Below are 12,149 nucleotides of genomic sequence, written 5' to 3'. Positions count from 1 at the left end.
GCCAGCCTGGGGCTCGCTCAGGCCGCCTTGCCGTTGACGATGCTCAAGGCCACGGCCTCGGCCACTTCGATGCCATCGATGGCCGCGGAGTAAATGCCGCCCGCATAGCCGGCGCCTTCGCCAGCCGGGTACAGCCCTTCCACGTTCATGCTCTGGTAGTTGTCCTTGCGGCGGATGCGCAGCGGCGACGACGTGCGCGTTTCCACGCCGGTCAGCACCGCGTCATGCATGGCAAAGCCGGCGATCTTCTTGTCCAGTTCCGGCAGCGCTTCGCGGATGGCTTCGATGATGTAGTCGGGCAGCGCGGTGGACAGGTCCGTCGGCGTGACACCTGGCTTGTAGGAGGGCTCGACCGCGCCCATCGCCGTGGACGGCCGGCGCGCGATGAAGTCGCCCACCAACTGCGCCGGCGCATTGTAGTTGCGCCCGCCAAGTTCGAACGCGCGCTCTTCCCAGTGGCGCTGGAAGGCAATGCCGGCCAGCGGGCCGCCGGGGAAATCCTCCGGCGTGATGCCCACCACGATGCCGGCATTGGCATTGCGCTCGGCGCGGACGTACTGGCTCATGCCGTTGGTCACCACGCGGCCCGGCTCCGAGGCCGCGGCCACCACCGTGCCGCCCGGGCACATGCAGAAACTGTAGACCGCGCGGCCGTTGCTGGCGTGGTGCACCACCTTGTAGTCCGCGGCGCCCAGCAGCTTGTTGCCGGCGAACTTGCCAAAGCGGCTGCTGTTGATCATGCCCTGCGGATGCTCGATGCGAAAACCCAGCGAGAACGGCTTGGCCTCCATGAACACGCCGCGCTCATGCAGCATCTCGAAGGTATCGCGCGCGCTGTGGCCCACCGCCAGCACAACGTGGTCGGCCTGCAGGTACTCGCCGTTGGACAGCTTGAGGCCGCGCATCTTGCCGCCCTCGATGTCCAAGTCCTCGACGCGGGTCTCGAAGCGGACCTCGCCGCCCAGCGCGAAAATCTCGGCGCGCATCTTCTCCACCATGCTGACCAGGCGGAAGGTGCCGATGTGCGGGCGCGCGAGGTAGAGGATGTCCTCCGGCGCCCCGGCCTTGACGAACTCGTCGAGCACCTTGCGGCCGTAGTGCTTCGGGTCCTTGATCTGGCTGTAGAGCTTGCCGTCGGAGAACGTGCCCGCCCCGCCCTCGCCGAACTGCACGTTCGACTCGGGGTTCAGCACGCTCTTGCGCCACAGGCCGAAGGTGTCCTTGGTGCGCTCGCGCACTTCCTTGCCGCGCTCCAGGATGATGGGCTTGAAGCCCATCTGCGCCAGGATCAGGCCGGCGAGCAAACCGCACGGGCCCATGCCGATCACCACCGGGCGCAGCGTGGTGCCCGCTGCGGGGGCCTGGGCGACGAAACGGTAGGCCATGTCCGGCGTCACGCTCCAGTTCGGCTTGCCGGCCATGCGCTGGATCGCCGCGGCTTCGTCCTTCACCGCGATATCGAGGATGTAGGTGAGCTTGATATCGGAGCGCTTGCGGGCATCGTGCGCGCGGCGGTACACGGTGAACCCGGCCAGGCCATCGGCCTTGACGCCGAGCTCGGCGAGGCGGGCGAGGACCACGGCCTTGAGATCGCTCTCGGCGTGGTCGAGCGGGAGTTTGACTTCACTTAGACGTAGCATGGGAACCTGGAATTCTGCGGCCGGTGGGTCGGCCCTGGAAGGGGCGCTGACTGCACTCTGGTTGAGCGTCGGGCTGGCCGGACCGCAATTTTATCGTTTTTAGGGCCAGGGTCCGCATTCTCTGCCACGAGCGTGCGAAATTGTGAGATCTTCCGCACCCCGGCAAGATAACCAGCAAGGAAGAAAGATGATCGACGCACTAGTCAGCGGCCGGCTCCACGGCCACGCCAGCGAACGTTCCGGCCAGGGCGGCAGCCAGTACGTGACCGCCAAGCTCAAGGCTGCCGTCAACGATGGCGACACCGTCATCGTCAATGTGATCGCGTTTGCCGACAAGGTGCGCGCAGGGCTGCTGGCGCTGGAGGACGGCGAATCGGTCGCGCTGTCAGGCAGCCTCACGCCCAAGGTCTGGACCGACAAGAACGGCGACACGCGGCCCGCCCTGGACCTGGTGGCCCATGCCATGCTGAGCGCGCACGGCCAGCAGGACTGACCGCCCCGGGGCAGCCGCGGCCAGTTGCGCGTCAGGCCTGCGCCGGCCGCAGCCAGCGGGTCCACCACGGCCCGGCCGCGGGTGCCTGCAGCCGCAGCGTGGACGCATGCCGGGCCAGCACTTCCACCCAGCCAGCCGACAGCGCCACCACGCTGCCGGCGGGCAGGCGGCGCGGCTGCCGCCACACGGTGCCGGCCAGCCAGCGCGGCGCCTCGGTGAGTTCGATTTCGCCCTCCAGCACGCACAGGGTAGTGCCGGCCTTGGCATGGAAGCGCAGCACGCGGCTGCTTTCCAGGTCGATTGCCTGTGCTTGCGGCTCGGCGCCAGCCAGCATGGCGGGCGTGGGCTGCACGGGCTGCACAGTGGGGATGATCGGGTCTGAACGATAGCTTTGCATGATGCCGGCTCCCTGGCTTTGACAGGGCTCCAGACTACCGACGCGGGCCGGACCAGAACAGGCACACGCGCAAGGCTTGTGCACCGTAACAGAAGCGTAGCAGACCGTCTGTTACGATACAGAAGACCCCGATCTGTATCTGTTGCGCCGGCCGCCGCCGCGCCAACATGCCGCATGGAATCCGCCCCCCTCTACCGCCAGCTTGCCCAGCACTACCTGCACGCCATTGAAACGGGCGTTTTGAAGCCGGGGGACCGCGTGCCCTCCGTGCGCACGCTGATGGAGCTGCACGGCGTGAGCCTGTCGACTGCGCTGCAGGCCTGCCGGCAGATGGAAAGCGATGGCCTGCTCGAAGCCAGGCCGCGCTCGGGCTACTTCGTGCGGCACCGCCGGCACAAGCCGCTGGCGCCAATCGAAGAGCCAGTCGCCACGCTGCCGGACCCCGCGCAATATGTGGGCATCCATGAGCGCATCTCCGCCATCACCGCGCGCGGGCACCAGCAACCGGTCGCGGTGAACTTTGCCGGCGCCTGCGGCGCGCCCGCGCTGTACCCCGCGCAAGGCCTGCGCAACGCGGCGGCGCGCGCGCTGCGCCTGCACCCGCAGCTGTTTGGCAGCGCGGCCGATTCCGGCGGCCATCCAGCCTTTCGCGCCGTGCTGGCGCGCAACGCGCTGCTCTCGCGCATCACGGTCGCGCCGGAAGATATCCTGGTGACCCACGGCTGCACCGAGGCGCTCAACCTCGCCCTGCGCGCGGTGGCACAGCCCGGCGACGTGATTGCCGTGGAGTCGCCCACCTACTACGGCCTGCTGCAGATCCTGGAGAGCCTGGGCATGCGCGCGCTGGAGATTCCCAGCAGCCCGCAGACCGGCATCTCGCTCGAAGCGCTGGAACTGGCAGCGCAGACCTACGACAATATCCGCGCCGTGGTGGTGGTGCCGAACCTGCAGAATCCGCTGGGCAGCATCATGCCGGACGCCAACAAGGCGCAGCTGGTGGCCTGGTGCGATGCGCGCGCCATCGCGCTGATCGAGGACGACTGCTTCTCCGCCCTGGCGGAGGGGGACGCGCCACTGGCCGCCCTCAAGGCCTGGGACCGCAGCGGCGGCGTGATCCATTGCGCCTCACTGCACAAGATCCTGGCGCCCGGCATGCGGCTGGGATGGATCGCCGCGGGCAAGTGGCAGGCGCGCGTGGAAATGCTCAAGTACAGCCAGTCGCGGCCCAACGAGTTGCTGGCGCAGATGGCGGCGGCCGAGTTCATGGGTTCCGGCGCGTTCGAGCGGCACCTGCGGCGCCTGCGCGAGCAATTGCGCAGCCAGCGCGCGCAGGTGGCCCAGGCGATTGCCGCCGAGTTTCCCGCCGGCACGCGTGCCTCCAACCCGAACGGCGGCCTGCACCTGTGGGTCGAGCTGCCGGGCTCGGTCCCGTCCGAGGCCGTGTTCGACCAGGCCATGGCGGCCGGCATCCGGGTCGTGCCCGGGGTGATGTTCTCCAACTCCAACCGCTTCGACCATTTCCTGCGGCTCAATTGCGGCACGCCGTTCACGCTGGAGATCGAGCGCGCGTTGCGCACGCTCGCCGCGGTGGTGGCGCGCCTGGCGGACAAGCCGTAGCGGCCGATGATGCATGGCTGGCGATGGGCATGGCGCGCCGAATCCGTCAGCTCGCGCCACCATTCGCTCCTGGCATCGTGCCGTTCATCGCAGCGCGCTAGGCGGCGGCGGACCGGCCCGGCATCCTTGCGAACATTGCCGAAACCGGCAGACCGCGCCCAAGGAGAACCAGATGCCACACCCCCGCCTTGCGCTAGCCATCGGGACCGTGGGCTCCGTCCCCCGCCTTTGCACCGCCCGCCGCGCCGACCCGGCGCATCGCCTGGCGCGCACCGATGCCAGAGCTGGCCAGGACACAAAAGACAACGCCGCGCGCACGGAGCATGACCAGGGACAAAGCAGCGACCCCTGGCTTGCCGCTACCATCGACCGGGTTCCTGTCCAGACCTTGACTGAGATGACTCATGCCAACTCCGCGGCCAGCGGCAAGCTCGATGAACTGCGCACCCTGGCCTCGCACCTGACCGCCGGCTCGCTGCTGCAGGCGGCCACGCTGCAATTGATCGCCGAGCAAGAGAACGCGAAGCACCGGTACGCCCCCGCGCGCATCGCCGAGCTGTCCCGCCAGGCCTGACGCGCCGGCGTGCGCCATGTGTGGGTTTTTACGCCACACACTACCCATATCCTCCCCTGCTGCCCTATGCTATCGCTCGTAGCGAGCATGGCGGCAGCCACGGCAAATCCGAGGCGGCGCAAAGCCAGCCGTGCCACACGCGTGCCAGCTCTGGCCCGCGCCAAACGGGATTGGGATGGGGATAGGGATTGGGAAAAGACGCATTGATGGCAACGACCGAAACGTCGCGGATCGACAACGAGTACAAGGCCTTGTTCCAGTTGGCGCCGGTCTCGCTATGGCTGGAAGACTTCAGCGCCGTGCGCGAGCACTTCCAGGCCCTGCGTGCGCAGGGCGTGACCGACCTGCGCGGCCACCTGCGCGCCAATCCGGAGGAAGTCGCGCACTGCTCGGCACGGATCCGCGTGCTGGACGTGAACCAGCGCACGCTGGACCTCTTCCGCGCCGCCGACCTCACCGACCTCGTCAATAACCTCGACACCGTCTTTCGCGACGATATGTTCGACCAGCATGTCGAGGAACTCGGCCAGCTGTGGGACGGCGGGTTGCGCTTTTCAAGCCAGACCGTCAACTACACGCTGGAAGGCAAGCGGCTGGACATCCGCCTGGATGCCACCGTCATGCCCGGCCATGAGGCCACCTGGGAACGCGTGCTGCTGTCGATCGAGGACATCACCGCGCGCGTGGCCACCGAACGCGAGCTGCGCCGCAGCGAGCAATACGCGCTGGGCCTGTTCGAGCATTCGCCGGTCTCGCTGTGGGTCGAGGATTTCAGCGCGGTCAAGGTGCTGCTCGATGAAGTCCGCGGCGCGGGCATCTCGGACTTCCGCACCTTCCTCAACGTGCATCCGGATTTCATTTCCCGCTGCATGCAGGAAATCCGTGTGCTCGACGTCAACCAGCAAACCCTGCTGATGTTCAGCGCGTCGACCAAGGAGGAGCTGCTCTCGCGCCTGGGCGACGTGTTCCGCGACAATATGCGCATCCAGTTCGCCGAGCAATTGATCGACCTCTGGAACGAGAAACTCTGGCAGCAGCGCGAAGTCATCAACTACGCGCTGGATGGCCGGGCCGTGGACGTATTCATGCAGTGGTCGGTGTTTCCCGGCCGCGAGGCGGAGTGGGACCAGGTGCTGGTGTCGCTGACCGACATCACCGCGCGCAAGAAGGCCGAAGCCTATGTCGAATTCCTCGGCAAGCACGACGTGCTGACCAAGCTCTACAACCGCGCCTACTACGAAGACGAGCTCGCGCGGCTGGGCCGCAAGGGCCCGTGGCCGGTCAGCGTGATCGCGGTCGACCTGAACGGCCTGAAGCAGGTCAACGACCAGCTCGGCCACGGCGACGGCGATGCGCTCCTGCGCCGCACCGGCGAGGCGCTGAAAAAGGCCGTGGGCGACCAGGCCTGCGTGGCGCGGGTCGGGGGCGACGAGTTCATGGTGCTACTGCCGGCGCGCGACGAGCGCGGTGCGGCTACAGTGGTCGAGCAGATCCACCAGGTGGTGGAGCTCAACAACCAGTTCTATCCGGGCACCGCGCTCAGCCTGTCGATCGGCACCGCAAGCTGTGGCGCAACGGACCGCCTGAGCGACGCCGTCAAGCTGGCCGACGCCCGCATGTACCAGGCCAAGCGCGCCCACTACGAGGCGCTCGACGACGAGCGCGAGCGGCGGCGCCGATAGGCAATCGCCGATGTGCAATCGCCGATGTGCAAAAGAAAGGGCCGGCATCAGCCGGCCCCTTCTTCTTGCGTACTAAAGCCTGTCAGCGTTACAGGTACACGATCAGCGCCACGCCGGCGGCGATCAGGCCGAACTTGACCACGTAGTAAGCCGGCCGGCTCCACGCCTTGAAACGCCGGCGATACTGGCCGCAAACCCAGACAATACGGAACAGGCGGTTGATCATGCCGGTCTGGTCGGACTCTTCGTTGGGCGAACTCGCCGCGGTCATGACCTTGCGGCCCAGCCAGCGGTTGATCTTGCCGGCCCAGCCGAAGCGCATCGGACGCTCGATGTCGCAAAACAGGATCAGCCGGTTGCTGTCGCTCTTGTTCTCGGCCCAGTGCAGGTAGGTCTCGTCGAATACCACGCCCTCGCCATCACGCCAGCTATGGCGCTCGCCGTCGACCTCGATAAAGCAGCGGTCGTCGTTGGGCGTGGCCAGGCCCAGGTGATAACGCAGCGAACCCGCGAACGGATCGCGGTGCGGGTTCAGCTTGCCGCCGGGCGGCAGCTCGGCGAACATCGCCGCCTTCACGCTCGGCAGGCCGCGCAGCAGTTCCACCGTGCGCGGGCACAGGACCTCGGCCGACGGATGGCGGGCTTCGTACCATTTCAGGTAGAAACGCTTCCAGCCGTACTTGAAGAACGAGTTGAAACCGGCATCGTTGTTCTTGTCGGCGGCCTTGATCTTGCGCATGGCAGCCAGGGCAAGGCCTTCGTCGCGAATCTCCGGCCACGCAGCGCGGATCTTCTCCAGCTCGGGAAAACGCTCGACGGGGATGTAGGGCGTGCGCGGCACGCCGGAAAATATGTACATGAAGCAGTTGACCGGGGCCACCAGGGCCGAATGGTCGAGCAACTGGCGCCAGATGCGCAGCCTCACCTTGCCGCGAAAATGCACGTACAGGATCGCTCCCAGGTACGCCGCGACGATTATCCACTTGATCACCCGAAATCCTCCATATCAGCAGTACCGCGCGCAGTTGCATACGCGTAGCAACGCGACGGTGTCGGGGGCGAAAACCCGTAGTGTATCGAAATGGGACGCGCCCTGCTGGATGATATCGATACGCCACACGCCGATCCATCACACAGGATCGGCGGCGTAAGCGGCCTAAGCGGCGTAAGCGGCCTAAGCCGCCGGAGGGCAGCCTCGCCTCAGGGCGCGCCGCGGGATTGCCGGGCGATGCGCTCGATCAGCGCGTTGGCGTCGTCGGGCAACCCCCGCAGCGTCAGCAAGCGCGCGTTGAGCACCATATTCTCCAGCACCAGCTTGGCGGTGGAAGCCCACATGGTCGCCAGTAACGCGTCCACCGGCATGCCGGCCGTCTCCATGGCGCTGGAGCGCTGCGCCACCAGACGGCACACCAACGCGCGCAGCGTGGCGTCGTCGAAGGGCAGGTCGGCATAGTCGATGGGGTCTTCCTTCTCGACTTCCACCATCAGTTGCAGCAGCATGTCTTCGGTCATCGGCAAGCTCCCAGGAAGGCTTCAAGGGTCGGATGGTCCTGTTGATGACGCTAATCCTCGGCCCTTGCGTTGTCAATGTGGTGGCCGATCGGCGCTAGCGCATTGACGCAATGACAACAGGCACCGGGTCCGGCACCCGCGGCAGTAACAGGGACATCCGATGACTCAGGGTAAGCGATAGACAGGTCCCATCAGTCGGCACTGAACAAAGCGTGTAAGCTCCGGTCTGATCTTTACTACCAACCAAGCACCAGAGTTCATGACCGAGCGTTTGTTGTCAGCCATGCGTCAATACGCATGGTTCAGTGGTGTCAAGCACCACGTAGTCCAAGGTGTCGAAGCGCTGGCCACCTTGCTCAAATCTCCCGCAGTCGCAGCCCGCGCAGTGGCTGCCATCGTTGCAGAAACCGAACAGGGCGTGCAGGTGTGGGTGTCCTACTTCGGCAAGCCGATGGATCCGCATACCCAATACGTTTTCTGGCCAATGCAGCGCGCGCTCAAGCCCGCGCGACGACGCGTAGCCATGGTCCCGTTACCGCCGCAGCACCGGGATCGCCGTTAGCCTCGTTGCACCATGCATCGCGAATGGCTGGCCGATGCCGGCGATTCGCGAGCATCAAACCGATGCATCAAGCCAAAGCATCAAGCCAAAGCTTCCTGCCTCGACATCCCCTCCCCCGCTCCCCTCACCTCCCATGCCGCCGCTCAGGCGTCGGCCCAGCGCCGCAGCAGGTTGTGATACACGCCGGTAAGTCCCACCACGGCCGCGTCCTTGTGCCCCAGAGCCTGGCCGACCCGCTGGATCTGCGTATCGAGCTCAAACAGTACCGAGCGCTGGCCCTCGTCGCGCACCATGCTTTGAATCCAGAAAAATGACGACACGCGCGCGCCGCGCGTAACCGGGCTGACGTGGTGCAGGCTGGTGGCCGGGTACAGCACCATATGCCCCGCTGGCAGCTTCACGCGTTGCTGCCCGTAGGTATCCTCCACCACCAGTTCGCCGCCGTCGTAGTCTTCCGGCTCCGTCAGGAACAGCGTTGCCGAGAGGTCGCTGCGCACACGGAAGTTGGTACCGCGCAGGTGGCGGATCGCGTTGTCGATATGGTTGTCGAACGCGTGCCCGCCCTCGTAGCGGTTGAACAAGGGCGGATAGACCTTGAGCGGCAGCGCGGCCGAGATGAAGAGCGGATTGGCGCCCAGCGCATCCTGGATCAGATCGCCCACCTGGCGCGCTACCGGCGAGCCTTCGGGCAGTTGGAGGTTGCGCTTGGCCAATGCCGACTGATGCCCGGAAGTGGCGTTGCCGTCGGTCCACTCAGTTGCATCCATCCAGGCTCGGCATTGGGCAATCTGTGCCTTTGTCAGCACATCCGGGATCTGCAGCATCATGAATTCAATTACCTCGGCAAGACGGTTGGCCCGGGCACCTTGCCGTGCCCGGGACGAGCGCCGATTGTAAGAGAAAGCCGGCGATCATACAAATGGGAATCATTATCAGTATCTGCCAGCCTTGACCTGACGCAAGTCCTGCGCAGAGGCGCTGCCCTGTAGGCCTTGTGCCGACATGCGTCGGGCATGCGGCCTACTACAATGGATTGCACCCAGTCCATATTGCCAAGGAGACGGAAATGCCCGAACCGGTACACGATGAAGCGTTGGTCAACCTCTACCTCGAGCAGATTTCCGCCCTGTCGATCAGTGCCTTCGATGGCGCGGATGTGAACGAGGAACTCGGACAGGTGGTGCGCGAGGCCGTCGATCGGTGCGGCGCAAGCAAGACCGCGCCGCAGGGGAATAACCTGAGCGTGCTGATCGAGCGCTTGACCGCCCGGTCCGAAGCAGCGGCGCGCGAAGGCCAGCCGCAAGTGCGAGACACGTTTTCGCGCGCGGCCGAGCTGGCCCGGGCGCCCGCCTGAATCCCTGGCAGGCGCTGTGCGGGCGCAAGCCAGCGCGACACTGAACCTCTCAGCGGAACACAGTCTCTAATTGTTATCGCCCGCCGCCCGCCGGGCGCGATCCACTGGCGAACCAGAAGCCCCATGCACAGCGCCTTGCTCCGCTTGTTGTTAGCAGTGACAGTGCTGTGCGTGGGCGCATGCGCCGGCTACCCTTACTACGACCCTTACGACAGCTACAACCCCTACAACCCCTATGATCCCTACGGGTTCGACGAGGGCGGCGTAGCCTATCCCCCTGGCACTTACGGGTTCGCGTATGGATACGACCGTGCGCCCTACTATGGCGGGTTCTACGGCCCGGCCTTCTACTACGGTTACGGTGGCTATCGCGGCTATCGCGGCTACGGCTACTATCGCGGCCCCGGCTACCACGCGGGCGGGCCGCGATACTACGGCGGCTATCACTCCGGCATGGCGCACGGCTACTACCGTGGCCGCGGCTGGGGAGGTACGGGAGGTACGGGAGGTACGGGAGGCACGCGAGGCAGCCACGGCGGAGGCGGCCGCGGGCGGCACTGATCGGTGCGAACCCATGGTGCACGCAATGCAAACCGGTCGCGTGCAACGCTTGGGTTTCGTATCTTCGGGAATTTGCAGAACATGGCCAGGACGGCCCGGGGATCAGCCTCGGAGACCAGGAAAGGTCTTTGGTTGCGGGGGCAGGACTTGAACCTGCGACCTTCGGGTTATGAGCCCGACGAGCTGCCAACTGCTCCACCCCGCGTCCGAGAGGCCGGATTATGGTGGATCCCACCGCGCATTGCAATCGCTTTGTGACGTCATCGTGAAAATCCCGCCATCCGGCGCGCCATCCCGTGTGCGCATCCGCTAGTCCGTCACCGGGCCCACGAGCTTATCCACAAGCTGGTAGGCCGCAGCGAACGCAGCGACTTCGGCCGCGTGCCGGGTAGCAAACTGCGCACCGTCGCCCGACATGCGCTCGATGTCGCCGGCATCGGAGGGATCCGCACCCTCCTGGCAGACACGCACCTCGTACCCCCACTGGGCAACCTTGCCCAAAGCCGGGACACCGCCGTCATCCGGCTTCGATACGAGGACATAGACGTCCATGCCCCGATATGCCTCCACCCGCCAGTCCGCATTGCTCATTGGATCCTCCATGGTTCTTGCCGCAAGCATGAAGCATAGCCGCTCGCCCCCAACGCGCTCCTGAACCAGCCTATGCCGCCAGCAGCGCCCCCGCAAGACGGCGTGCGCCTATACACCACTGCGCGCGGCGTGATAGCGTACCCCGCGCATGGGACTATCCGAATCGTCGAGGCAGTGCCGGACAAACGCCAGTTGCCGCTGCAGACCGGCGCCAGGCCCGGCCCACATTGCCCGGCCCAGCAGGTGACTCACCGCAACCTCCTGCCAGGACGCCATCTGCGCGAAGACCTGCGACGCCGCCTGCTCGATCACGGCCCATGCCTGCGCTTCGGTTTGCATGCCACAGTCGTAAGCGGCCCGCGCAACATGAATCGCCCGGCTCATGTCCCAGGCCAGGACGCCACGCGCAAGATCGACCCGGGAGCCAAGCAGGCGGCTCGCCCGCAGGTCCGGCATGGCGCGCTCGAGATTGTCGATGCAGCGGGCAAGACGCACCGGATCGAAGCGATCATCGAGCAGCACGATCTCACGCTCGCGCGCCGCGCGCGGCACCGAGAACAAGATCCGGCAGACCTGCGGATACAGCGCGCGATGCCCCTCCTCCAGCAGCCATGCCAGCGTGCCGCGTGCCTCGCCAGCCGTATGGATATGCCAGTCGGTAGCCAGCACGGCCGCCTGCGTGCGTGAATCCACACCGGTGGCAAGGGTGCTGACGTTAAGGGTCGACCGCGCATCGTGCAAAAAGCCCACCAGCAAACTGCGCGTGTACTCGCCGATAGCCGGTGCAGCCTTGTCCTCCGGCGCCTGGCTGGAAACACGGCCTTGCGGGCCCGGCCCGCGCTCCGCCGCTGATGACAACGCGGACGGCAACGCGGATGGCGACATGCCCGGCTTGCGCCAGCGGCATGCGGCACTGGCCACAGCGGCGAGTATGGCGGCACAGACAAACCACGGCAACGATCGCATCACAAGACGCCCCAAAGGAAAGCGTGATCGCTCGGCCCGGCAGAGCGGGAAGCAGCAGCAAGAGAGCGATCCGGTTATGAACGCGCGAGGATGCGCACCGGAATAGAGATTAGCGAGAGGAAGCTCGGCGCACGATGAGACAAGTCTCAATCGCGGCGATTACCGTCGACGCACGGCAGAACGCCGTAGAATGGCCACAC

14 protein-coding genes and 1 tRNA gene are annotated in these 12,149 nt (G+C 66.0%); 7 read left to right on the top strand and 8 right to left on the bottom strand.

What is annotated here, in order from left to right; genetic code table 11:
* Nucleotides 1-17 precede the first annotated feature (17 nt).
* Nucleotides 18-1,640, bottom strand: a complete 1,623-nt coding sequence (locus RR42_RS05000; RefSeq protein WP_043344618.1) for an NAD(P)/FAD-dependent oxidoreductase — start codon at nt 1,638-1,640, stop codon at nt 18-20.
* A gap of 187 nt (nt 1,641-1,827) precedes the next feature.
* On the opposite strand from RR42_RS05000, the gene RR42_RS04995 reads away from it, so the two are divergent.
* Nucleotides 1,828-2,133, top strand: a complete 306-nt coding sequence (locus RR42_RS04995) for a single-stranded DNA-binding protein (RefSeq protein ID WP_043344617.1) — start codon at nt 1,828-1,830, stop codon at nt 2,131-2,133.
* 31 nt (nt 2,134-2,164) lie between these two features.
* On the opposite strand, the gene RR42_RS04990 is transcribed toward RR42_RS04995, so the two are convergent.
* The gene (locus tag RR42_RS04990) at nt 2,165-2,530 is read right to left on the bottom strand and encodes a hypothetical protein (protein ID WP_043344616.1); all 366 of its coding nucleotides are present in this window, start codon (nt 2,528-2,530) and stop codon (nt 2,165-2,167) included.
* Between the two features lie 174 nt (nt 2,531-2,704).
* Between RR42_RS04990 and RR42_RS04985 the strand changes: the two genes are divergently transcribed.
* The 3 genes from RR42_RS04985 (at nt 2,705) to RR42_RS04975 (ending at nt 6,403) form a co-directional block, all read left to right on the top strand.
* Entirely contained in the window at nt 2,705-4,147 is a 1,443-nt protein-coding gene (locus RR42_RS04985) for a PLP-dependent aminotransferase family protein (protein WP_043344615.1), read from the top strand.
* A gap of 172 nt (nt 4,148-4,319) precedes the next feature.
* Entirely contained in the window at nt 4,320-4,721 is a 402-nt protein-coding gene (locus RR42_RS04980) for a hypothetical protein (protein ID WP_043344614.1), read from the top strand.
* Nucleotides 4,722-4,927: 206 nt separating this feature from the next.
* Entirely contained in the window at nt 4,928-6,403 is a 1,476-nt protein-coding gene (locus RR42_RS04975; RefSeq protein ID WP_043344613.1) for a sensor domain-containing diguanylate cyclase, read from the top strand.
* A gap of 88 nt (nt 6,404-6,491) precedes the next feature.
* Here the strand turns inward: RR42_RS04975 and lpxO are convergent, their stop codons facing one another.
* Together lpxO and RR42_RS04965 are read right to left on the bottom strand one after the other, a co-directional pair.
* Nucleotides 6,492-7,394 (bottom strand): lipid A hydroxylase LpxO, encoded by a 903-nt coding sequence (gene lpxO / locus RR42_RS04970; RefSeq protein WP_043344612.1) that lies wholly within the window; start codon nt 7,392-7,394, stop codon nt 6,492-6,494.
* Nucleotides 7,395-7,603: 209 nt separating this feature from the next.
* Complete coding sequence (locus RR42_RS04965) at nt 7,604-7,915, bottom strand: hypothetical protein (RefSeq protein WP_043344611.1); 312 nt, start codon at nt 7,913-7,915, stop codon at nt 7,604-7,606.
* A gap of 259 nt (nt 7,916-8,174) precedes the next feature.
* Here RR42_RS04965 and RR42_RS38270 point away from each other — a divergent pair, with 259 nt between their 5' ends.
* Complete coding sequence (locus RR42_RS38270; protein WP_082054800.1) at nt 8,175-8,477, top strand: hypothetical protein; 303 nt, start codon at nt 8,175-8,177, stop codon at nt 8,475-8,477.
* Between the two features lie 143 nt (nt 8,478-8,620).
* Here RR42_RS38270 and RR42_RS04960 read toward each other — a convergent pair whose 3' ends face one another.
* Entirely contained in the window at nt 8,621-9,304 is a 684-nt protein-coding gene (locus tag RR42_RS04960) for a Fe2+-dependent dioxygenase (protein WP_043344610.1), read from the bottom strand.
* A 239-nt stretch (nt 9,305-9,543) separates the two neighbouring features.
* Here RR42_RS04960 and RR42_RS04955 point away from each other — a divergent pair, with 239 nt between their 5' ends.
* The gene (locus RR42_RS04955) at nt 9,544-9,831 is read left to right on the top strand and encodes a hypothetical protein (protein ID WP_043344609.1); all 288 of its coding nucleotides are present in this window, start codon (nt 9,544-9,546) and stop codon (nt 9,829-9,831) included.
* A gap of 123 nt (nt 9,832-9,954) precedes the next feature.
* Complete coding sequence (locus RR42_RS38265) at nt 9,955-10,392, top strand: hypothetical protein (RefSeq protein WP_201777353.1); 438 nt, start codon at nt 9,955-9,957, stop codon at nt 10,390-10,392.
* A gap of 129 nt (nt 10,393-10,521) precedes the next feature.
* Here the strand turns inward: RR42_RS38265 and RR42_RS04945 are convergent.
* The 3 genes from RR42_RS04945 to RR42_RS04935 all read right to left on the bottom strand — a co-directional run bounded on the left by RR42_RS04945 (nt 10,522) and on the right by RR42_RS04935 (nt 11,868).
* Nucleotides 10,522-10,597, bottom strand: a tRNA-Met gene (locus RR42_RS04945).
* 104 nt (nt 10,598-10,701) lie between these two features.
* Nucleotides 10,702-10,983, bottom strand: coding sequence for a hypothetical protein (locus RR42_RS04940; RefSeq protein ID WP_043351390.1), 282 nt, complete (start codon nt 10,981-10,983; stop codon nt 10,702-10,704).
* Between the two features lie 108 nt (nt 10,984-11,091).
* On the bottom strand, nt 11,092-11,868 hold the full coding sequence (locus RR42_RS04935; RefSeq protein WP_236701978.1) for a DUF1266 domain-containing protein: 777 nt from the start codon (nt 11,866-11,868) through the stop codon (nt 11,092-11,094).
* Nucleotides 11,869-12,149 lie beyond the last annotated feature (281 nt).

Origin of the sequence: Cupriavidus basilensis, from assembly GCF_000832305.1 — a bacterium.
GTDB classification, from domain to species: Bacteria; Pseudomonadota; Gammaproteobacteria; order Burkholderiales; family Burkholderiaceae; genus Cupriavidus; species Cupriavidus basilensis_F.
The sequence above is the reverse complement of the archived record's forward strand: the minus strand, read 5'-3'. Positions and strand labels throughout refer to the sequence as shown.